The 19,923-nt window shown below is 71.6% G+C and carries 19 protein-coding genes and 1 pseudogene; 11 read left to right on the plus strand and 9 right to left on the minus strand.

Annotated features, from left to right (window positions below; all coding sequences use genetic code 11):
* Positions 1–126 precede the first annotated feature (126 nt).
* The 3 genes from ACYQ8Q_RS43395 (at position 127) to ACYQ8Q_RS43405 (ending at position 3,451) form a co-directional block, all read left to right on the plus strand.
* The gene (locus tag ACYQ8Q_RS43395; RefSeq protein WP_460072763.1) at positions 127–735 is read left to right on the plus strand and encodes a hypothetical protein; all 609 of its coding nucleotides are present in this window, start codon (positions 127–129) and stop codon (positions 733–735) included.
* 255 nt (positions 736–990) lie between these two features.
* Entirely contained in the window at positions 991–2,409 is a 1,419-nt protein-coding gene (locus ACYQ8Q_RS43400) for a DEAD/DEAH box helicase (RefSeq protein WP_460072765.1), read from the plus strand.
* 358 nt (positions 2,410–2,767) lie between these two features.
* Entirely contained in the window at positions 2,768–3,451 is a 684-nt protein-coding gene (locus ACYQ8Q_RS43405; RefSeq protein WP_460072766.1) for a hypothetical protein, read from the plus strand.
* Positions 3,452–3,509: 58 nt separating this feature from the next.
* Here ACYQ8Q_RS43405 and ACYQ8Q_RS43410 read toward each other — a convergent pair whose 3' ends face one another.
* The 4 genes from ACYQ8Q_RS43410 to ACYQ8Q_RS43425 form a co-directional block, all read right to left on the minus strand.
* Positions 3,510–4,532: a winged helix-turn-helix domain-containing protein gene (locus ACYQ8Q_RS43410; protein ID WP_460072768.1), complete on the minus strand. Its 1,023-nt coding sequence runs from the start codon at positions 4,530–4,532 to the stop codon at positions 3,510–3,512.
* A gap of 300 nt (positions 4,533–4,832) precedes the next feature.
* Entirely contained in the window at positions 4,833–6,392 is a 1,560-nt protein-coding gene (locus tag ACYQ8Q_RS43415) for a DUF4139 domain-containing protein (RefSeq protein WP_460072770.1), read from the minus strand.
* Between the two features lie 8 nt (positions 6,393–6,400).
* Positions 6,401–8,632 carry a DUF4139 domain-containing protein gene (locus ACYQ8Q_RS43420; protein ID WP_460072772.1) on the minus strand — a complete coding sequence of 744 codons (2,232 nt, stop codon included), beginning with the start codon at positions 8,630–8,632 and terminating at the stop codon, positions 6,401–6,403.
* A gap of 184 nt (positions 8,633–8,816) precedes the next feature.
* Positions 8,817–10,061: an MFS transporter gene (locus tag ACYQ8Q_RS43425; protein ID WP_460072773.1), complete on the minus strand. Its 1,245-nt coding sequence runs from the start codon at positions 10,059–10,061 to the stop codon at positions 8,817–8,819.
* A 127-nt stretch (positions 10,062–10,188) separates the two neighbouring features.
* On the opposite strand from ACYQ8Q_RS43425, the gene ACYQ8Q_RS43430 reads away from it, so the two are divergent.
* On the plus strand, positions 10,189–11,124 hold the full coding sequence (locus tag ACYQ8Q_RS43430) for a LysR family transcriptional regulator (protein WP_460072775.1): 936 nt from the start codon (positions 10,189–10,191) through the stop codon (positions 11,122–11,124).
* A gap of 33 nt (positions 11,125–11,157) precedes the next feature.
* Here ACYQ8Q_RS43430 and ACYQ8Q_RS43435 read toward each other — a convergent pair whose 3' ends face one another.
* On the minus strand, positions 11,158–11,499 hold the full coding sequence (locus ACYQ8Q_RS43435; RefSeq protein WP_460073785.1) for a hypothetical protein: 342 nt from the start codon (positions 11,497–11,499) through the stop codon (positions 11,158–11,160).
* A 214-nt stretch (positions 11,500–11,713) separates the two neighbouring features.
* A pseudogene (locus ACYQ8Q_RS43440) lies at positions 11,714–12,034 on the minus strand (MFS transporter); the annotation flags it as partial.
* On the opposite strand from ACYQ8Q_RS43440, the gene ACYQ8Q_RS43445 reads away from it, so the two are divergent.
* Positions 11,916–12,245: a hypothetical protein gene (locus tag ACYQ8Q_RS43445; protein WP_460073787.1), complete on the plus strand. Its 330-nt coding sequence runs from the start codon at positions 11,916–11,918 to the stop codon at positions 12,243–12,245. The pseudogene ACYQ8Q_RS43440 and the gene ACYQ8Q_RS43445 sit on opposite strands and share 119 nt — an antisense overlap.
* A gap of 56 nt (positions 12,246–12,301) precedes the next feature.
* On the opposite strand, the gene ACYQ8Q_RS43450 is transcribed toward ACYQ8Q_RS43445, so the two are convergent.
* Positions 12,302–13,021: an HAD family hydrolase gene (locus ACYQ8Q_RS43450; protein ID WP_460072776.1), complete on the minus strand. Its 720-nt coding sequence runs from the start codon at positions 13,019–13,021 to the stop codon at positions 12,302–12,304.
* A 609-nt stretch (positions 13,022–13,630) separates the two neighbouring features.
* On the opposite strand from ACYQ8Q_RS43450, the gene ACYQ8Q_RS43455 reads away from it, so the two are divergent.
* The 4 genes from ACYQ8Q_RS43455 (at position 13,631) to ACYQ8Q_RS43470 (ending at position 15,739) form a co-directional block, all read left to right on the plus strand.
* Positions 13,631–13,816 carry a hypothetical protein gene (locus tag ACYQ8Q_RS43455; protein WP_460072778.1) on the plus strand — a complete coding sequence of 62 codons (186 nt, stop codon included), beginning with the start codon at positions 13,631–13,633 and terminating at the stop codon, positions 13,814–13,816.
* On the plus strand, positions 13,809–14,114 hold the full coding sequence (locus ACYQ8Q_RS43460; RefSeq protein WP_460072779.1) for a hypothetical protein: 306 nt from the start codon (positions 13,809–13,811) through the stop codon (positions 14,112–14,114). The genes ACYQ8Q_RS43455 and ACYQ8Q_RS43460 overlap by 8 nt, the downstream gene beginning before the upstream one ends.
* Positions 14,105–14,629, plus strand: coding sequence for a hypothetical protein (locus tag ACYQ8Q_RS43465; protein WP_460072780.1), 525 nt, complete (start codon positions 14,105–14,107; stop codon positions 14,627–14,629). Before ACYQ8Q_RS43460 ends, ACYQ8Q_RS43465 begins: the two co-directional genes overlap by 10 nt.
* A 282-nt stretch (positions 14,630–14,911) precedes the next feature.
* Complete coding sequence (locus tag ACYQ8Q_RS43470; RefSeq protein WP_460072782.1) at positions 14,912–15,739, plus strand: class I SAM-dependent methyltransferase; 828 nt, start codon at positions 14,912–14,914, stop codon at positions 15,737–15,739.
* Between the two features lie 217 nt (positions 15,740–15,956).
* Here ACYQ8Q_RS43470 and ACYQ8Q_RS43475 read toward each other — a convergent pair whose 3' ends face one another.
* Positions 15,957–16,313 (minus strand): hypothetical protein, encoded by a 357-nt coding sequence (locus ACYQ8Q_RS43475; RefSeq protein ID WP_460072784.1) that lies wholly within the window; start codon positions 16,311–16,313, stop codon positions 15,957–15,959.
* 870 nt (positions 16,314–17,183) lie between these two features.
* Positions 17,184–17,969 (minus strand): ATP-grasp domain-containing protein, encoded by a 786-nt coding sequence (locus ACYQ8Q_RS43480; RefSeq protein ID WP_460072786.1) that lies wholly within the window; start codon positions 17,967–17,969, stop codon positions 17,184–17,186.
* Positions 17,970–18,254: 285 nt separating this feature from the next.
* Between ACYQ8Q_RS43480 and ACYQ8Q_RS43485 the strand changes: the two genes are divergently transcribed.
* Together ACYQ8Q_RS43485 and ACYQ8Q_RS43490 are read left to right on the plus strand one after the other, a co-directional pair.
* Positions 18,255–19,775 (plus strand): serine/threonine-protein kinase, encoded by a 1,521-nt coding sequence (locus ACYQ8Q_RS43485; RefSeq protein WP_460072787.1) that lies wholly within the window; start codon positions 18,255–18,257, stop codon positions 19,773–19,775.
* Positions 19,772–19,915, plus strand: coding sequence for a hypothetical protein (locus tag ACYQ8Q_RS43490; RefSeq protein ID WP_460072789.1), 144 nt, complete (start codon positions 19,772–19,774; stop codon positions 19,913–19,915). The genes ACYQ8Q_RS43485 and ACYQ8Q_RS43490 overlap by 4 nt, the downstream gene beginning before the upstream one ends.
* The last annotated feature ends 8 nt before the right edge of the window (positions 19,916–19,923 follow it).

The raw sequence follows: 19,923 nt of genomic DNA on the forward strand, positions 1-19,923 counted from the left end.
GCACCAACGCCGCCTGACCGGCCGACGCGACGGTCTCCCTCTTCCTCCGTCGCCCACCGGAGGTCCTGCCTGCCCCCATGGTCACCCTCCGCCGCCGGTGACGAGCGGGGCTGGGACGATGCCCCCGTGAACTACTTCCTGTCTGCCGGCCTCGGTCCTGATCATGACCGGAGACATGTCCCGGAACCCCGGCCGGCCGAGCCCGGGCAGTGGCCGAAACTGGAGGCCGCGCTCGCTCTGGTCAACCGAGACCTGATGGCGACCCTGCCCGGTCAGGAGCCGCTGATCCTGATGGTGGACCCGCCTCGGCAGCCCTCGACCCCGAGCGGAATCGCCGGCGGACAGGTCTATGTGGCGATGTCCGACGGCCGCTGGCACGGCAATCCGGTGAACGCGTGCGACCTGGACGAGGGCGACCCGCCGGAGCCGCACGACGCGGCGACGGTCCTGACCGTGGTCGCGGATGCGGCGCAGTCGACCGTGATGGAGTTGCTCTGGCAGGCCTGGCCGGTCTGCCAGGAACACAAAACCGGAATGCACCCTCGTCCCGCCGGGACCACTGACGACCGGTACGAGGCCGGACCGGACGCGGCCGGCCCACCGGTGTGGTGGTGCAGGGGCCGCGACGGCACGAGCCACGACGTTTCCCCGGTGGGCGAGCTGGCCGCCACCCTGCCCGGCAAGCAGCGGCGCGCACTGCGGCACAGCGAGCGCAAACGGGACGCCCGTCCGTAGCCGCGTGGCGGGCACATGGCCGCCGAAGCCCCGCCGAGGTCCCGGCGGAGGCTCACCGGGACGGTGCCGATCGTGCAGCAGAGCGACCTGCCACGATCAACGGCGTTGCGACCTGGTGCCGGGCGGCGGCACACGTCGCGCACCGGCGTCCGGCCGCGCGCTGGTAAAATGGGGGAACGCTTCGACACCGCCGGGGCCCGTACCGAGGGGTACGGGCCCCGGCGCGTTCCGGAGACCCGACCAGAAAGGCTCCCCATGGACGCGAAGCAGCCGGACCCCGTGCTCGCCCCCCGCCCCGATGATTCCCCGCAGGGGACCGAGCCCCGTACGGACGCCTCGGCCCCGCGGAAGGCGTCCCCGGGCCTGCCGCCGACCACGTCCTTCGACGCTCTCGGACTGCCCCCGGTGCTGGTGGAGACGATGAGCGGCCTGGGGGTGACGGAGCCCTTCCCGATCCAGGCGGCCACCCTGCCCAACGCGCTCGCGGGCCACGACGTCCTCGGGCGGGCACGGACCGGCTCCGGCAAGACGCTGGCGTTCGGCCTGGCCCTGCTCGTGCGGACCTCGGGGCGGCGCGCGGAGTCGAAGCGGCCGCTCGCTCTGGTGCTCGTACCGACCCGGGAACTCGCCCAGCAGGTGAGCGACGCGCTGGCGCCGTACGCGCAGGCGCTGAAGGTACGCCTCACGACCGCGGTGGGCGGGCTCTCCATCAACCGGCAGCAGGCGGCGCTGCGGGCGGGCGCCGAGGTCGTCGTCGCCACGCCGGGACGACTGACCGATCTCGTGTCCCGCCGCGACTGCCACCTCAACCACGTACGGATCACCGTGCTGGACGAGGCCGACCAGATGTGCGACCTGGGGTTCCTGCCGCAGGTCTCGGACATCCTGGACCAGGTCCCCTCCGACGGGCAGCGGTTGCTGTTCTCGGCCACGCTCGACCGCGACGTCGAGCAGTTGGTGCGGGGCTACCTGCACGAGCCGGTCACCGTGTCGGTCGACCGGGCGGCGGGCTCGGTCGCCACGATGGAGCACCACGTGCTGAACATCCATGCCGCCGACAAGTACGCGACCGCCACCGAGATCGCCGCACGGGACGGCCGGGTCCTGATGTTCCTGGACACCAAGGCCGGTGTGGACCAGTTCACCCGTCATCTGCGGGCCAGCGGAGTCCGCGCCGCCGCCCTGCACAGCGGAAAGTCCCAGCCCCAGCGCACGCATGCGCTCGCCCAGTTCAAGGAGGGCGGGATCACCGTCCTCGTGGCCACCAACGTCGCCGCGCGGGGCATTCACATCGACGCGCTCGACCTGGTCGTCAACGTCGACCCGCCGGCCGATGCCAAGGACTACCTGCACCGAGGCGGTCGCACGGCACGCGCCGGGGAGTCCGGGAGGGTCGTCACCCTGGTCACGCCCAACCAGCGGCGCGAGGTGAACCGGATGATGTCCGAGGCCGGGATCCGGCCCATGGTCACGCAGGTGCGCTCCGGTGAGGAGCGGCTGACCGCCATCACCGGCGCGAAGCGCCCGCCGACCGGGACCAAGCCCGGCGGCGGCAACGCCCCCTTCCGCGGCCTCGGCACGCGCCCGGGCCGCGCCAAGGAGTCCCGCAAAGCGGCCGAGGCCCGCAGGACCGCGGAGGCTCGCGCGGCGGCACGGGTCCGCAAGGGCCGCTGACGCCGAACCGGCGGCGCCTCGCCTCCCCTTCACCTCCCCTTGCCCGATGACCCGGACTCATCGGCGGCCGCGGAGCCGCCGTACCAGCTCCCGGGCCTGAGCGCGGCGGCGTGGGTCGGCCGCGGACCGGCGTACCTGTTCGATCGTGCGCCGCCCCTGTGGGCTCCTCACGAATGCCTTGATGCGTGCGACGACTCCGGCCACATGACCCCCTCCGCCTGGATGATCCGTTCTTCTGAGACACCGTCGTCCTCTCGACTACCCGGTGAGCGATGGTCCATCCCGACCCCCGGTTGGCCGGAAATCGTTTGTGTCTGCGACAGTCACCGCGAACTGCCGCCCACCAGACAGGAACGTCATGGCCACCTCCAAGAAGTCGAACCGGCACAGACCCGGCACCCTTCTCCGTACGACCGTGATCAGTGCCCTTGCCGCCGTCCTCACGGTGGTGCTCACGGCCTGCAACGGAGATGGGACCTCGACGGCAGCCCCCGCCGGCGGGATGACCACGAAGGCAGAGTCGACCGGCGGCGCGCAGACCGCTTCCCCGTCGGCCGGCGCCAAGCCCGCGGACCAGTCCACGACGGGCACCGGCAGCGCCGGTTCGCCGGATTCCGCGGCTCCTCAGCCCGCCCCCTCGGCCCCCGTACCGGCCGGCCCGCTCGCCTCCGCCAGTACGGACGATGACGACGGTTGCGACCACAAGATGCCCATCTCACCCGACGAGGTGGCCGTCTACCGTTACACCCCCGAAGGGGGCTCCCTGAGTCTCATCGTCAAGTACGGCAACTGGGGCTGCGCCCCCGCGGACTCCGACGGCGCGCCGTTCGAGACGGTGGGCAAGGAAACGTACATGGCCATGGACCAGGCGGCGTACGTCACCGTCACCACCCCCATCGTGGAGAGCACCGAGAACCAGCACATCGGCGTCCAGGAGTTCCTGGACTGGCTGGAAGCCAACCCGAACAGCGGACTGGTGTTCACGTACCACCTGGGCGCAGACGGGGCGATCGACCGTCTGGACGAGGAGTTCACTCCCTGAGAGACCACGCCGTGGTCCGTGCCCTACGGCCAGGTGCTCGCCGCCCGGAGGCGGACGTTCAGGGCGTCCGGGGCGGCGAACCTCCGTTCAGGAGGTCGAGTCCCAGCAGACTGGGGTTGTGCAGTGCTGTGTTGCCGAGCCGGACGGTGGTGACGAGCCCCGCATCCCGCAGGACGGTGGCGTGTTCGCTGGCGCTGGAAGGGGCCAGGCCGGCGAAGGCCGCGAGCTCGCGCGTCGAGCAGCCGGGGTGCTCGGCGATGGTGGTGAGGACGACGGCTCGTGTACGCCCGAGCAGGGCGGCGAGGGGAGCGGAGCCTGTGGTGCGCGCTTCCCTGGGCGCGAAGGTCGTGAACCGGCGTAGCGGCTGGTCATGGCGGGCGGGGTAGGTGATGGCGGGCTGGGGCTCGGCGTCGTAGTGGATGACGGGTGACGCGAGCATCAGTGAGGGCACGAGCAGCAGGCCTCGGCCCTCCAGACGGAGGTCGTACTCGTTGGTGTCCCCCGGCGTGGGAATTTCCAGCACCGGAGCATTCCAGCGCATCCGTCGCGGATTGGCCTGGCTCAGCAGGTGCTCCACACCGCCGTGCAGCATCTGCCGCATACGCACCGATCGGTCGGCTGCGAGGACGTCGGTCATCTCCGCCCAGTACGGGGCGAGAAGAACGTCATGGAGAGCGGCGAGACCGTCGCACAGCTCGCCGAGGAAGGCGGGGTCGGTGAGGCGGTGTGTCAGAGGCGGGACCGCCCCGGCCCTGTTGTGGGGGAGGATCGTGTCCAGCGCTGTGCGAATCTCACGGGCGGGTGTGGCCCGTACCTGTTCGATGAGTTCCGCGGGTGAGCCGGTCCGCGGCGCACCGATGAACGTCGGTGACCAGCCGACGCGCGGAATGAAGCCGAGGGCCAGCCGGGCCGCGGCAGGCAGTTGTCCGAACGCATGCCGGCGCCAGGCGCTCAGGCGGGCCGACGGCCTGCGCTCTTGCAGGGCCCGCGCGGCCTGCTTCAGCTCCAAGAGGGGCATCGGCGCTTCAGCCACCCGTGTGCGGGCCAGGTCCTCGGCCGTGAAGTGGATACGAAAGACCATGGTGCCCCCCGGCAGGGTGACGCGCGGTGCTGATGATCCTGCCGTTGTGCCGTTGTTCGGGCCAGACCGAATCAGGTCGTGGCTCCCGCGACGGCAAGCCAATCTGGACGTGGCCGGACGGCCGTGACACACAGGGGAAGCCGCGGCCGTCCGGCATCGACGCGGCGCCGTCCGCGAAGCGGTACGGAGTAGTTCCCCGGGGGCGCCGCCTCCAGCCCTCCGCCCACGCCACGTCGCCCACTTCGACGACGACGGCGATCGGCTCTTCTGACGCGACCTTCGACGCGGCCCCGCCCGTCGTCAGAGACCGGCCACCTTGGCGCTCGCCGACAGCTCGTAGACCAGGGTGACCGTGCGCCGGCTGCCCGGCGCGAGCGTCAGCTTCCAGTGGGCGACGCCGTCGGGGTCGAGCAGATCGGGCGCGGGGGAGCAGGCCTCCTCGCGCAGACGCACCTGCACCGCCGAGACCTCCGAGACCGGGATCCGCTCGCGCAGGACGACCACCCGGTCGTCCCCCTCGCCCGGGGCGGAGAACCGGGACACATGGAGCCGGACGGTCCGGGTCAGCACGGTCCGCTGGGTGAGCGCGGCGGTGTCACGGGACTCCTCGGTGTCCCGGACGACCCGCAGGTCGTCCCGGCTGCCGTAGGCGAGTTCGACGGAAGCACCGGGGGCCGTGAACTCCAGCGTCCCGCGGCCGGTGAACCCGCCGCCCCGCAGGAGGTCGACGGGGCCGGCGAGCAGGGCGTGGCCGGCCAGGTTGTCGAACCGCACCACCTGGGTGACCAGCGGAGACAGCTCGGGCGCGCAGCCGTACTCGCTGCTCGCGGTGGTGGTGAAGACGGAGAGCGGTATGCGGTGGGCGCGGCCGTCGGCGGGCACGGAGACCGGCGCGGGGGAGCGCAGCACCCGTACCTCGCCGCCGTCGTCCACACCGGGCAGACCGAGCACCGGAGCCGGGCCGAGGTCCGCGATCTCCTCCTCCCGCAGCTCCACGTCGATGCTGCGGCGTTCGGCGGCCGGCCGGTCCTGCAGGACCAGCCGGTCCTCGTCGAGCCGCGGCGGTTCGGTGGCCAGCGCCGAGCGCGCCGTCGACAGCGTCAGCCGTACGCCGGACCAGTCCTCGCCGGTGCGCTGCCAGACCATCGCCTCGGTCTCCACCGTGACGGCGTCGCCGTCGAGCACGGCCCGGTAGGCGGGCCGCCACAGCGCGCAGGGGGTGAGGTGGGTCAGGCGCAGTGCGGCCGGTCCGGCGGTCGCGGCCTCGACGGTGAGCTCGATGTGGCCGGTCAGCTCGGCCGGTTCGTCCTCGGCGAGGTCCAGGGCCCGTCGCGCGGCGTCGAGTTCCGCGGCGAGGGCGGCCAGCCGGGCCTCCGCGGCACGCAACTGCTCGCCGCAGGAGTCGCGTTCGGCGTCCACCCGGTCCAGTTCGCTGCTCCAGCGGGGCTCTTCGTCCTCTCCGGTGCCCGCGCCCTCACCGATCTCCCGCAGCAGGTCGGCCGCGAGCCGGCCGAGCGTGTCGAGACGGGTCCACAGCCGGTCGCGGCGCTGCTCCAGGGCGAGCCGCTCGTCCTCGAGCCGGGCCGTGTGGTGGCGCAGGGCGGAGTCGTCGTCGGTGGGGCGCGGACCGCGCGGCTGCCAGGCGCGGACGATCCGCACGTCGAGCACGGTCGCCGGGTGGTCGGTGGTCAGCTCGGCCTGGAGGGTGCGGTCGACGGCCAGTGCGCTGATCGGCCCGAGGCGCAGTCGCTGGACGCCTGCCGCCAGGTCCAGGACGGTCGTGCGCTCCACGTGGGCGCGGTCCTCCAGGCAGGTGACGGCGGTGACGGGGAGGGGGATCGGCTGCGGTGCCGTGGGCATGGGGTGGGTCAGCTCCTGCGGTTGCCGCCGGCCAGGGACTTGCCGGAGGGGATGCGGATCTCGTAGCCGCCCTCGAGGGCGGTGGTGCCGCCGGCGGGCAGTTCCACCCGCCACAGGCGGGTGCCGGGCGCGTGGTGGTCCGGTCCGGTGCCGTCGCGGGGGGCCGTCCAGTCGGCGCGCTCCTCGACGCGGACGTCCGTGTCCGAGGTGACCGGGACCCGTTCACGGACCTCGACGGTGACCGGCCTGGCGAGCCGGTTGGCCAGTTCGACGTGGACGCGGTGGTCGAGCACGGTGGTCTGGTTGCGTATCCCCGCGGTCGACTCGCGCAGGTTCGTACGGCGGGTGACCCGGACGCCCTCGGCCGGACCGAGCCCCACCCTGCACACCCCGCCGGGGGCGAGCGTGGGCAGCGCGGCGGTCACCAGGAAGTCGTCCCCGACCGTGACCTCGACCGGACCGGCCAGCAGTGCCTGGTCGGTCGCGTTCGACACGATGAGCGTCGCGTAGACGGTCTGCTCCACGGACGGCACGCAGAGGTGCTCGACGCGCAGGCCGACCGGTATCTCACCGACGGTGACGGTGTGCCAGGCGCCGTCCGAGGGGATGTCGGCGCGGGCCACCGCGTCGAAGCGGTGATCGAAGGAGCCGGCCGACTCACGGGGCCGCACACAGCGGCCCGGCAGCGGCAGCGCGGCCACCGCGTCGGCGCGCCGACGGTACTCGGCGGCCACCGGGTCGAAGGGAGCGTCGGGAAACAGCAGGCCTCGGCGGCCGCTCTGCTCGTCCGGCCCGCACAGGACGAGAGCGGTGTAGTCGAGTTCGGCGCCACCGGGCTGCGGCGGGCCAGCCGCCGGGGACGGCCGCACCGGCGCGGCCTTGCCCAGCGGCGCGGCGGGCCCCACGGGCGCCGCACCGCCTCCGGGCGCCGAGGGGGGCAGGGCGCGGGAAGCCTGGGCGACGGGGGAGGGGGAGGGGGAGGGCGGAGCCAGGCCGGCGGGGACCGCGGCCGACCTGCCACCGGCACGCGGCCGGTTTCCCGCCGCCGGCGGGACGGGGGGCACGAAGCGGTCCAGGTCGCCGCCCAGGACCTCCGGCTCCGGGTATACGCCGCCGGGCGGGAAAGCGGGGGCTGGAACAGGTCCCGGAACAGATCCTGGAACAGATCCCGGAGCGGGCACACCGTACCCCGGCGGTGCCGTGGGGACGGGTGCGCCGTAGCTCTCCGGATGTGGCGGAGGCGGCGGAGGCGGGAGGGGACCGGCGGCCCCGACACTCACGGGCCCGGTGGTCGGCCCGGGACGGCGGCCTGCCGCCTCGTACCCGGCGAACAGATCGGCCAGACCCGCCGGGGGCTCGCGCCAGCCCGAGGGTTCGGGCCCGGGCTGCAAGCGCCCGATCCGGATCGAGCGGAGCCTGGGCAGATCGGTACGGCGGCGCAGGTCGGCGGTGGCCAGTGCGATCCGCACACCGGTCCAGTCCTCACCGGTGCGCTGGGCGACGGAGGCGCGCAGCACCATACGGCCGCTGTCCTCGTCCTGACGGTGGGTGAGCCGGTAGGCAGGCACCCATACAGCGCCCGGCACCCCGTATTCCAGCTCCACCTCCACCTCCACCCCGCCCGCGGCCGCCCCGCCACCGTCGAGCGTCAGGACCGCGGAGACGGTGGTCTCCACGTGCGCCGCCGGTGCGTCGGTGGAGGCGCGGGCGAGCCGGTCCTCGGCGAGGGAGAGCTCGTGCTCGGCACGGCGAAGTGACTCCCCCTGTTCGACGAGGCGGGCGTGCGACGCGGTGAGCCGCGCATCGACGAAGTCCGCCAGCCGAAGCCAGGCGTCGACCGGGGTACGGCGGTGCGGATCGTCCTTCCCGCGGGTCGGCGGAACCGGGCGCAACGCCCCGACCTCCGCGATCAGACCGAGCTGACGGTCACGGCGCCCCCGTGCCGCCGCGCACTCCTCCCGCAGCCGCTCCACCTCACGCCGCAGTCCTTCGGGTGCCTCGGCGGCGAGCGGTTCGGCCGCTACCTCAACCCGGGCCTCGCTCACGCGCACCCCGGACCCGCCCAGGACACGAGCCCGCAGCGACCCCCCGTCCAGCGACCGCGGAAGTCCCGTCACCCGCACCCGGCCGTCCGGCGGTACGACACCCCGGGCCAGCCGACGGCACACCGCGCCCTGCGCGTACACCACGACCGAATCGAGACTCGACTCCCACCCCTGTGCCGTCTCCGACGCCGCCATCCGCTCCCCCGGGCTGTGCCTGTGCTGTACGCACCCTACGCCCGGCCGGCCGGCCGTCCTTGGCCGAACCCCGGGTCGGCGCACCTTCTGGTCGAGGTCGGTGGTGTGGCTGGTCGACGAGGACTCGTGCCGCCGGACCAGGACCAGCAGTGGCTCGCGGGCTTCAACGGCGCGCCGCCGCACGTCATGAGGGGCTACGGGCCACCTCCTGCGCGTGCTGCCGCGCGTGGTCGCGCCGGGGCAGCAGGAGCGGGCTGGTGAGGATGAGCAGTCCCGCCGCCGCGAGGGCGGTGCGCGGGCTGGTGACGTCGGCGAGCAGTCCGGCGAGCGCGGTGAGGACGGCGATGGACGCCTGCTGGCCGATCGACCAGGCCGACAGGGTGCGGGCGAGGAGATGCCTGGGGGTGTGTTCGAGCCGGTAGGTGGCGAGCACCGGGGTGTACAGGCTCATGCTGACGATGATCGCCAGCTCGATGGCCATCACGGTGACGAGGCCGACGACGCCGGGACGGACGAAGGCCAGGCCGATCAGCCAGACGGCGCGCAGGGTGCCAACGGTCCGGAAGACCGCGTGGCGGCCGTAGCGGGCCACGACACGGCGGGCCAGCCGGGAGCCGATGAGTCCGCCGAGGCAGGGTGCGGCGAAGGCGAGGCCGTACTGCCAGGGCGGGAACCCGAGTTGGCGCAGGAGGAGCACGGCCAGCAGCGGCTCGGTGGCCATGATCAGACCGGAGACGAGCAGGTTGTTGAGGTAGAGCGCCCGCAGGCCGGGATGGCGCATGATGTGTCGCCAGCCGTCCAGCATGGCACCCGCGCCGGCCGGCCCTTTCCCGGTGGGGTGCGGCGCGTCCTCCCGGCCGCGGATCGCGGTGATGCTCAGCGCGGAGAGCAGATGGCTGAGCGCGTCGGCCACCACGGTGGCGACCGGCCCGAACAGAGCGATCGCCGCCCCGCCCAGCGGTGGCCCGACCGCGATGGAGCTCCAGTTCGTGGACTCGAACCGGGCGTTGGCGACGAGGAGATCGTCCGGCCGGACGAGGGCCTTGAGGTAGGCGCCGCCGGCCGCGTTGAAGGCGATCTTGGCTGCGGCGACCAGAGCCGAGATCACGAGCAGCTGGACGAAACCGAGCCGGCCGAAGGCGTAGGCGAGGGGGATCGTCGCCATGGCCGCGAACCGGATCAGGTCCATCGTGATCATCACGGGGCGCTTGCGCCGGAACTCCACCCACGGCGCGAGCGGCACCGCGATCAGCGCGCCCACCGCAGGCCCCACCGCCGACAGCGCCGACACCTCGGCGGGACTGGCGTGCAACGCCAGCACGGCGATCAGCGGCAGCGCGCCGAACCCCAGCCCGGACCCGTAGGCACTCACCGCATAGGCCGCCCACAGCCACCCGAACCGCCGACCCAGGGGTCTCCTGCGCACCATGTTCAGCACTCCCGCCCGAACAAACCGACGTTGACCCGGAGGAGCTAAGCGAGCACCACAACAGCAGGTCAAACAACCATTCCGCCGACCATCCACAACCATGAGTTGTTCACTAGGGTGGATCGCCGTGGACCTCGAAGCAGTACGTACCTTCGTCGCCGTCGCGGAAGCGGGCCAGTTCCAGAAGGCCGCCGCCGACCTGTCGATCACCCAGCAGGCCGTGTCCAAACGCATCGCCGCACTGGAGCGCGGCCTCGGCGTGCGGTTGTTCACCCGCGCTCCACGCGGCGCCGAGCTCACGATCGACGGGCAGGCGTTCCTGCCCCACGCGCGCGAGCTGCTCCGCGTCACCGAGCGCGCGGTCGCGTCCGTACGCCCCGGCCGCCGTCCGCTGCGCGTCGACGTGATCGCTTCGCGCGGCGCGGCGGCGGGCCTGATGCGCGACTTCCACCGCGTGCATCCCGAGATCGAGCTCGACGTGGTGATGCTGTTCGAGATCGAGACGGCCGTCGCCGCCATCCGCTCCGGCACCATCGACGCGTCGTTCCGCGCCGTCGCCGTGCCCGGCCGTCCTCTCCCCGAGGACATCGCGTGCCTCCGGGTGCTCGACGAGCCGCTCCAGCTCCTCACCGGCCCCGCCCACGCGCTGGCGAGCGCCCCGTCGGTGACCCTCGCCCAGCTCGTCGGTCACCGGATCTGGATGCCCGGCATCGTGCCCGGCACCGAATGGGGCGCCTTCTACGACGACCTCGTCGCCGAGTTCGGCCTCACCATCGAGGCGACCGGCCCCAACTTCGGCTCCGACGCGCTCCTCGACACCATCGCCGACACCCCGGCCCTGGCCACCTTCATGGGCGAGCACACCCGCCTCATCTGGCCTGCCGGCCACGGCCTGCGCCGCATCCCGGTGACCGACCCGACCCCCGTCTACCCGCACTCGCTCCTCTGGCACCGAGACAACCCCCACCCGGCGCTGGCCACCCTCCGAGCCCACCTCACCACCACGACGGCCGCCCGTGACGCCGTCGCGACCTGGAAACCGGGCTGGGTGATTCCACGCTGAACGGCTCGCTCGCGTCGTCGGGGCAGCGGGGCCTCACGGCGCCGAGTCCGAGTGCGTGGTGCCCTCCGGCGAAGGCGGCAGAAGGAGTACGGCGATGAGTCCTGCGATGAGTCCTGCGATGAGTCCTGCGATGACGAGTGCGGCGCCGGTCAGGGCGAGGCCCGTAAAACCGGCAAGGTGAAGGACGAGTCCGCCGGCGGCTGAACCGCCCGCGATGCCGCCGTTGAAAACGGAGGTGTTGGCCGCTGCGGCGATCTCGGTGGCGGGATGGGCTTGCCGGGACACGTTGACCTGGGCGGCGGTACTGAAGACGTTGAAGGCTGCCACCCAGATCAAGGCGGTGACCCGGATCAGGACGGGTCTGGTCATCGCCACGGGGATGACGATGAGACTGATGGCCAGCAGGGCCGCGGACGCCGTCGCAGTATGCCGGGGGTGTCGGTCGGCGGCTGTGCCGCCGGCGATGGTGCCGACTGTCCCGGAAGGAAACCGTGTAGTGGCCTGCGGTGACAACGGCATTGCCGGCGAAAGTGACCAGCAGCCGCGCCTCGGCCAACCCGTTGAGTTGGCTCGAGAGACCGACAGTCGGCTCCGGTACGGGTTCTGGCACCAGGCGGACGGCTGCCGTCAGGACACCCAAGGTCAGCTTGGCCAGAGCGCCGTAGACGGCACGCCAGCCGAACACACCTCCCAGCAGAGTGCTCGCGGGAACCCCGACGACGGCGGAAACGGTGATCCCTTCGAAGACGACGGCCACGGCACGTCCTCGCCGCGCAGGTCTGGTCAGCGCCGTGGCCAGGTTCAGCGCCGTCACCGCATACACTGCCGCAGCGCTGCGGGTGAGCGCCCTGGCCGCCAACAGCGCAGAGAAGCAGGTTGCTACAGCGGTGACGCCGTTCCCGACAGCCAGCGCCACCAGCAGGGCGACGGCGACGGCGTACACGGAGACGAGCGTGCCTCCCGCACCGGTGGAAACCTTCAGGTCGGCGCCGATGGCGGCCAGCAGCCCCGCGACGCCGAGTGGCGTCGGGGCGCCGATCTCGGCGTACGACGGCAAGTGCCGAGGCCGACCAGCCGACTTGGACGACGAACTCCCCGCAGCGAGCATCGAGTTGCAGTAGGACGCCGCCGACGGCTCCTGTTACACGGCGTGGAAGGTCGTTGATACCTGTGGGATTCAGCAGGCGAGGGCGTCTGGAAGCTCGTCGAGAGAGTTGATGACGCGGATGCCGTCGTTGGTGACGGCTCTGGAGCCGGTGCTCGCCCGGTCGAGCCACACCGCGTGCAGCCCGGCGTCGTGGGCCCCCACGGCGTCGAGCGTGTACTTGTCCCCGACGTAGGCCACTTCGTGCGGGGGCAGGCCGAGGGACGTACAGCCCGCGAGGAAGATGCTCGCTGACGGCTTGGCGGCGCCGTGCTGCTCGGAGCAGATGAGCACATCACCGAAGTAGCGCAGCAGGTCGATGGCGTGGAGCTTGTCGCGCTGGTGGTCGACGGACGAGTTGGAGACGATCCCGAGGCGGTAGTCCGGCGCCAGTCTCCTCAGGACAGGCTCTGCATCGGGAAACCCCGCCCAGGCGGCGTTGCGGTGCGCTTCGTAACGGGCGAACCAGGAGGAGGCCTCGTGGTCCGGCATGGCGGAGGTGTCCCGCCCGACATGGGAGAGGAATCGGCGTGTGCGTTCGATCCGCATTTCGGAGAAGGTGAGCTCGCCGCCGAGGAAGCGTGCGTACTGTACTTCCATGATCTTCCGCCAGAACGCGAGCGCCGTGGCGGGGTCGGGAAACCGATCGAGCAGCCGCTGCTCCCGCAGGTGGGCGAGCACGCCTACTTCTTCCGAGGTCGAGTAGTCGAACAGGGTGTCGTCCACGTCGAAAAGCACACCCTGGATCGGCATGAGAACGTCCCCTTGGCCCTGATGGAATCCGCTTCCGGCACGGGTGAGCATCCCACGAGTGCGGTGAGGCTGGGCGCTTCTTTCCCCGCAGGGGGTGGCGCAGCGGTGCGAGCACGGCGGCGGCCGGACCCCAAAGCCGATGCTTGTACGGCTGGACCACTCACCTGTCGTTGTCGACCCACACTGCTGCTCTCGTAGTAGTCCTTGTTGCAGACGGACCAGTCCCACAGATCGCCGTTGTCGTTGAAACCCTCGCCCTGTCGATAGAGGATCCACGATCCGGACGCGTGCCTGAGGCGTTTGCTCCACTGGTGAGCAACAGTCCTCGGGTTCCGTGTTCCTCCGCAGCTCCCTGGCACCGCTGAGAGTGCCTGGACCTGGGCCAGTTACCTCGTTCGGGTGACTGCTGGCCGCTCTGACCCAACTTCGTCCGTAGTGCGTAAGCCGCATCCCTGTCGAGATTCCTTCAGCCTGGGTGAAGTCGAGGAGGCGTGGGTTGGCTCTGGCCGTAGTCGCGCGAGCCTCGGCCGGTCTGGTCGACAGCACGATTCGCAACGACACCAACCACCTGGAGCTGATCCGGAACTGGTTCGGCCGTCCGCTGTGGGAGTGGAGCCGTCTGACGCCGACGCCGACGCCGACGTCCACTTCGGCAAGGTGCTCCGCAACGCCAAGCCCTCCACCCGGACCGGTCGGGCGGGCCCGCTGGCGGTGTTCTTCCAGTTCCTTGAGCTGCGGCACAAGGTCGAGCTGCACAATCTCACCGGCCGTGTGGTCGAGTGCCCGCTTGGATGAGATGAACCGGCCGCGGGCCTCCGTGGAACCGCAGCTGCGGATCCCGCCCAGCGAAGCGGAGATCGAGGCGCTGTTCGCCGGATGGCGCGAGGAGCTGGTGACCTGCCGCAAGTTCGGTCCGGCCGCCCGCAACTACGCGGTGGCCCGGCTGGCGGCGGACGTGGGACTGCGGATCAACGAGGCACGGATGCTCGACCTGGCGACGTCCGGTGGCAGCTGGGCCGGTTCGGCAAGCTCAACGTCCGGCACGGCAAGGGCTCCCGGAGGCGTGGGCCGAAGCCGCGGCTGGTGCCGCTGATCAACGGCGCCGACCGCAACCTGCGGTGGTTCATCGAGGACGTGTGGGGCCACTTCGACGCCGACCACACCCGGCCCGGTGCCCCGCTGTTCCCTTCCGAGCGCAAGAACGGGGACGGCTCCTGCTCGCGGGCGACCGCCGACGTCTTCCGCCGGTCGCTGGCCGATGCCGCCGCCCAGCACCTGCCCACCTGGGCCGGGAAGCTTACCGCCAACCCCACCACCCGCCTGAAAACCGAAGACATCCAGTGCAGCTTGCTGCCGATGACCGACGCCGAGGTCCTCGCCGTCCAGCGGGTCGCCGTCACGCCGGCGCAACGGCTGACCGTCGCCCTGGCCGCCGTCCACGCCACCCGCGCTACGGCCATCCGACGCCTCACGTTGGACGACCTCGACCTGCCCAACCGCCGGATCCCCATCGCCGGACACGCCCAACGGCTTGGCGAACTGCCTCATCAGACCCTGCTGGCCTGGCTCGCCCAGCGTCGCATCACCATTACCTGCACGAAGAACTGACCGTCGGCGCTGACCCGTTGCACCTCACCCTGGTCTTCAACCTTTCCCATACCGCCGCGAGCAGCTACGCGACCATCGCCCAGAACCTGCTCGACGACCAGACGGGAGTCCACCGAGATGCGGTCGGAAGGGAGATCGGGCGCTCCTGACGGCTGCCCGCAAAGGGATCCCCGACCGAACGATGCTGGCGGAGCAGACAGAAGAGACCGGCACGGCTGCTGTCGAGGAGCTGCCGTTAAACCAGTGGCGTCCCCGTGGACGAACCTCATAGCTTGTGCACTCGTGACTGATGCTCCGAGGATGCGCCCGAATCCACACGACCTCGGCCGGGTGTTCAACGAGGTGCCGGAGCTCTACGACCGGGTCCGGCCGGGATACCCCGACGAGCTGTTCGCGGACCTTGTCGCCGACACCGGCATGGACGACAAGTCGTCGGTCCTTGAGGTGGGCTGCGGTACCGGTCAGGCGACGCGCTCCCTGGCAGCGCTTGGATGCTCAGTGACCGCCATCGAGCCGGGCCTGGAAATGGCTGCACTCGCTCGCGACCGGATCAGCTCCTTCCGTAACGTCGCAGTCGAGACGTCGACGTTCGAGGAGTGGGACGACCGCGGCCGACGCTTCGATGCTCTCGTGGCCGCGTCGTCGTGGCACTGGGTCGACCTGTCGATCGGCTGGCAGCGAGCGCACGACGTGCTCTGTCCCGGGGGCTGGATGGCGCTGCTCGGCCACGTCGTTGTCCGCCGGCCGGGAGAGCCGGAGGTGTACGCCGAGACCGCCGATCTCCACGAGCGGTTCTGCCCCGGGAACCCCGACTGGGGTCATCCTCCCCTGGAGGACGACGTGCGCACCACCGACGAGGGCTGGGGCCTGGTCGACGATCCTGGCGGATTGTTCGGCCCAACGATCGTGCGCTGGTACCCAACCGTTCAGTGGTTCAACGGGGACGGCTTTGCCGATCACCTTCGCTCGTTGTCGCTATACCGGAGGCTCGACCGCGACGTCCGCGAGCCCCTGCTCGACGCAATCGCCGAGCGCATCCGCACGCGGATGGGCGACCGGGCATCACGCCGTTACCTGAGCGTCCTCCGTGTCGGACAGCGCGCCGAGTGAGGACGGTGGTGAGGGCCCTGCCGAATCAGCGGCAACGGACCCACCGCACTTTCGTGCCTGCCTGCCGACAACGCCGCGCGTTCCCGGTGAAAGCATCTCCGTCACGCTGAACCCACGGCCGACACAGAGGCAAGAACCGCGTCACCAGCCGCAAACGGGCGTCTCGTGCGATCGTTCGTCGAGCCGTGCATGACGGACCTGGGATTCACCGCCGCACTCAGGGCCTGAGCCGGTTCTCTTGCACGTCGAAGCAGACCAGCCCCATCAAGTCTGCAAGGTTGGCCGCGTAGGCCGAGGCTTCCTCGGCCATGCTCCAGCCCATTCCGAAGTAGATGAGTGGACCACCTGCGCCGTCGATCATCGGTCCGACCGACCAAGGCGAAGTCCCTTCGCTGTCCTCGGTGATGTCGCACCACGGCTCAAGAAGCGCGGCGACGTAGGCCGAGATGCGCTCGGACGGAGGCTCCTGCGTCTCGCTGTCGAGGCAGCGGTCGTACAGGTCGTTGAAGATCCGGCCGGCGATCTTGTCATTCGCCGGCCGTTCGCCTTCCCAGACAGCCAGGTCGTAGCTCATGCCTGGAGGTTTTCACACCGCGCTGACAGACGTCCGGGTCAGCCCACAGCGCTTGCAGTGGCCAAAGGATGATGCCGAAGACCACGACTGCCAATACGCCGGCCCCGGCCAGCGCAACCGTCAGCGGCTGCGCGAGAGTCAGGTACTGGTGGACGACGTACGCCAGACCGCTGACGACGAGGTACCCGGATCCGGGAGTGTGCAAGGGCCCCACTTGGTGCGAGCCGCTGTGGCGCCGGCGGTGCCGTTTCTGATCCGGATCGGGACCGACCCGCGGGCCAGTCACCGTGGTGGGGCGCTGGCGGTGACGGCGGAAGCGGCGCGCATGCGGCACCAGGGTGTGTGCACGCGTGCCGACATGTTGCGGTTGCGCGGTGTTGACGCATGGTTCTTCGAGCCCACTGGCTATGTGCAGAGCTGGTCGGTGCAGGCTGCCAACGACGCGATCGCCGGGGACAGCCCTCTTCTCCTGCCTCTGCTGGCCGACCCCGACCCCGAAGTGCGCATCGCAGCCGCCTACGCGCCGGCGGCCTCCTCCGCTCGCGCGCAGCACATCCTCTCCGCGTTCCACGCCCGCCTGCCCGCCGAGCACGACCCGGCCGTACGCGCGCGGGCCTGGTGCTGGCGATGGCGCAACTGGCCCGGGCACCGGGATCCGCGGACTGTGGTGTGGACGACTGCGCCCCCCCGGGACAACCCGGCTGATGGCGCCGCTGCCGTGGATGCGTGCAGCCGGGACCGCCCGCGGCGACGGCCTGCTCCGTTGCCTGCGCGCCATGCTCCACCCCGACACGCCTGACGCCGAAGACCGCTGGGGGCGACCCGTGGGCCTGACCGCGCCCAGGGTGGTGGCCTCCTCCTGACGCACTGTCACTCCTGAATCCGTTCCGGACGCGCCGCAGACCTGTTCAGGTGCGGCCGGTCCCGCTCGGTGACCGCGGAGACCGGGCCGGCGGCGCGGAGCACCGTGTCGAGGACGCGGTCCGGTTCGGCGGCGTAACAGTGGGCGAACCACGCCATGTTGGCCTCGACCACCGCCCAGCCGCCGTCGGCGAGCCGACCGATGTCCAGGCACACCGCGCTGGGCAGGCTCGCGGTCGTGGCATGGAGGACCGCGCGGGCGAAGGCACGGCTTTCGTCGTCCAGCGGCGCCGGGTCGAGCCTTCCGTGGACGGCGTAGCGGCTTCCGGTGACGGCCACGCCGTCGAGGACGAACAGCCGGTACTCGGCGGTGAACTCCACCACCCCGCTCACCAGGACCGGCGTGGAGCCGTCGAGCGCGCCGGGCAGGCTGGTCCCGTCCTCGTGGACAGCTGCGGGCAGCACGTCGATCTTGGCCGAGGGCGGCTTCACGAAGGCCCGCTCCCGCAGCGCCCGGGCCTCGGCGAGGGTGGTCAACCGTACACGGCGCCGCAGGAGGAGGCGCGGTACGTGTGTCAGCCAGTCGTCGGCCGGTTCGAGCAGCCCGATGCCCAGCGGACCGGCGAGTCGTGCGGCCACGCGGGGGCCTCCGTACCAGTGCACCCGGCGTCCTTCGGCAGCCGTCGCCCGGTCGGTCACGTCGTAGCCGCGCCAGGCCGCTGCCCGGGCGAGGAGTTCGGCGGTCGAGGTGCGGGGCGCGGGCAGGAGGAGGACGGGCGGGGTACGGGCTTCCATCCCGGCGACTCCATCGGACTGAGCTACGGACCAAGCAAGATCGCAGGAATCGTACGTGTCTGGAACGCGTGCCCGGAAGGCCACCAGAACCCGAGAGTGATTCCGTCCCTGCCGACCGGCGGATTCGGCACCGGCGTCACCCCGGGTAGCAGAGCTGTTCGAGACGTGCTCATCCCCGGGAAGCCGGTGCTCTGTGCCGTGTGAGCTGTCAGAATGGCGGCGCCGTCACGACAGGGGAGCAGGCGGCGGAGGGGGCGAGGTGCCTGCCGTGGAACGGACGGTGCGATGAAGCCGCTGCGGGACAGTGATCCGCGCACACTGGGGCCCTACCGGCTCCTGGGCCGGCTGGGACTCGGCGGGATGGGCCAGGTGTTCCTGGCCCGTGCGCAGGACGGCCGGTTCGTCGCCGTCAAGCTGATCCACCCGCACCTTGCCGAGGAGCCGGAGTTCCGGCGCAGGTTCCGGCGCGAGGTCGCCGCCGCGCGCCGGGTGTCCGGGGCCGGTACCGCGTCCGTGGTCGCCTCCGACACCGAGGCCGACACCCCTTGGTTCGCCACGGAGTTCGTGCCCGGTCCGTCACTCCAGCAGGTGGTGGACGAGTGGGGTCGGCCTCTGCCGACCGCGTCGGTGTGGCATCTGGCGCGTGGGCTCGCGGCGACCCTGGGGGTCATCCATGGCGCCGGCGTCCTGCACCGGGACCTCAAACCGTCCAATGTGCTCATCACCCTGGACGGCCCCCGGGTCATCGACTTCGGCATCGCCCGGGCCGTCGACTCCAGCGTGGCCACCCGCACGGGTGCCGTCATCGGATCGCCCGGGTTCATGTCTCCCGAACAGGCGCGAGGGGAACGGCTCGGCGAGGCGAGCGACGTGTTCGGCCTCGGCGCGCTGCTGGCCTACGCCGCGACCGGCCGCGGCCCCTTCGACGGGGAGGACGACGCGCCGCACGCGGTCCTCATCAGGGTGATCTCCCAGCCGCCCCGGCTCGACGGCGTCGACGGCACACTGCGCACCCTGATGGAGCGCTGTATGGCCGCGGACCCCGAGGACCGGCCCTCTCCGGCCGAGATCGAGGCCGAGGCGATCCGTGCGGTGGGGGCAGAACTCCCCGACGACGGCTGGCTTCCGCCGGAACTCACCACCCGGCTGGGCCAGGAGGCGGTACGGCTGCTCGCACTGGAAGGCCCGGTCCCCACCCAGGTCGACGGGGCCGCCCCTGCCCTGCACCACGCGCCCACCTCGACCTCCGCCCGTGTGCCCGGCCCCACCCCGGCGACGCCACCGGCACCGGCCTACGCACCCGTGACGCCGGTGTTCATCTCGCCCACGTCCACGTCCGCGCCCACACCCACGGGCCGCCGCACCCTGGCACCGCTGCTTGCCGCGCTGGGGGTCGTCCTCGTCGGGGGGATCGCCCTGTCCGTCGTGCTGATGACGCGTGACGACGGCGACGACGAGGCCGGCAGCCCGGGCGGGACGGCGACGACGGCACCGTACGGCGCCGCGACCGGCTCCACGGCCCAGCCGGCAGCATCGCCCATCCCCTCCGGCTCGCCGTCCCCTGCTGATCCCGCCCCTGCTTCCGAGGAGACTGGACGGATCACGTCGGCGCCGCCCTCGCCGCAGCAGTTCGACTTCACCGGGACATGGCGGGGGATCGTGAACCAAGGGGACGGGGCCAGTGTCTACGACGTTCAGATCGAGTACACGGGGGAGCACGGGGCGAGCGCGTCGCCAAGGCCGACTACCCGACGCTGGGCTGCGGCGGGTACTGGACGCTGCGGAGTCGTACGTCCGACCGTGTGAACGTCGTGGAGCACCTCACCTACGGCGCCGGAAAGTGCCTGGACGACGTCGACATCTCCCTGACCCGGCTTCACGACGACACCGCCCGGTACCACTTCGACGACGCAGGGTCAGGCGAGGGCGAACTGGCGCGCGACTGAGTGCGCGC

This window comes from Streptomyces sp. YKOK-I1 (genome assembly GCF_054660435.1).

Bases quoted from the DNA above. Each gene is read 5' to 3' on its own strand.
- ACYQ8Q_RS43400 (WP_460072765.1), top strand. From the start codon at position 991: ATGGACGCGAAGCAGCCGGACCCCGTGCTCGCCCCCCGCCCCGATGAT.
- ACYQ8Q_RS43405 (WP_460072766.1), top strand. From the start codon at position 2,768: ATGGCCACCTCCAAGAAGTCGAACCGGCACAGACCCGGCACCCTTCTC.
- ACYQ8Q_RS43410 (WP_460072768.1), bottom strand. From the start codon at position 4,532: ATGGTCTTTCGTATCCACTTCACGGCCGAGGACCTGGCCCGCACACGG.
- ACYQ8Q_RS43415 (WP_460072770.1), bottom strand. From the start codon at position 6,392: ATGCCCACGGCACCGCAGCCGATCCCCCTCCCCGTCACCGCCGTCACC.
- ACYQ8Q_RS43420 (WP_460072772.1), bottom strand. From the start codon at position 8,632: ATGGCGGCGTCGGAGACGGCACAGGGGTGGGAGTCGAGTCTCGATTCG.
- ACYQ8Q_RS43425 (WP_460072773.1), bottom strand. From the start codon at position 10,061: ATGGTGCGCAGGAGACCCCTGGGTCGGCGGTTCGGGTGGCTGTGGGCG.
- ACYQ8Q_RS43450 (WP_460072776.1), bottom strand. From the start codon at position 13,021: ATGCCGATCCAGGGTGTGCTTTTCGACGTGGACGACACCCTGTTCGAC.
- ACYQ8Q_RS43475 (WP_460072784.1), bottom strand. From the start codon at position 16,313: ATGAGCTACGACCTGGCTGTCTGGGAAGGCGAACGGCCGGCGAATGAC.
- ACYQ8Q_RS43480 (WP_460072786.1), bottom strand. From the start codon at position 17,969: ATGGAAGCCCGTACCCCGCCCGTCCTCCTCCTGCCCGCGCCCCGCACC.
- ACYQ8Q_RS43485 (WP_460072787.1), top strand. From the start codon at position 18,255: ATGAAGCCGCTGCGGGACAGTGATCCGCGCACACTGGGGCCCTACCGG.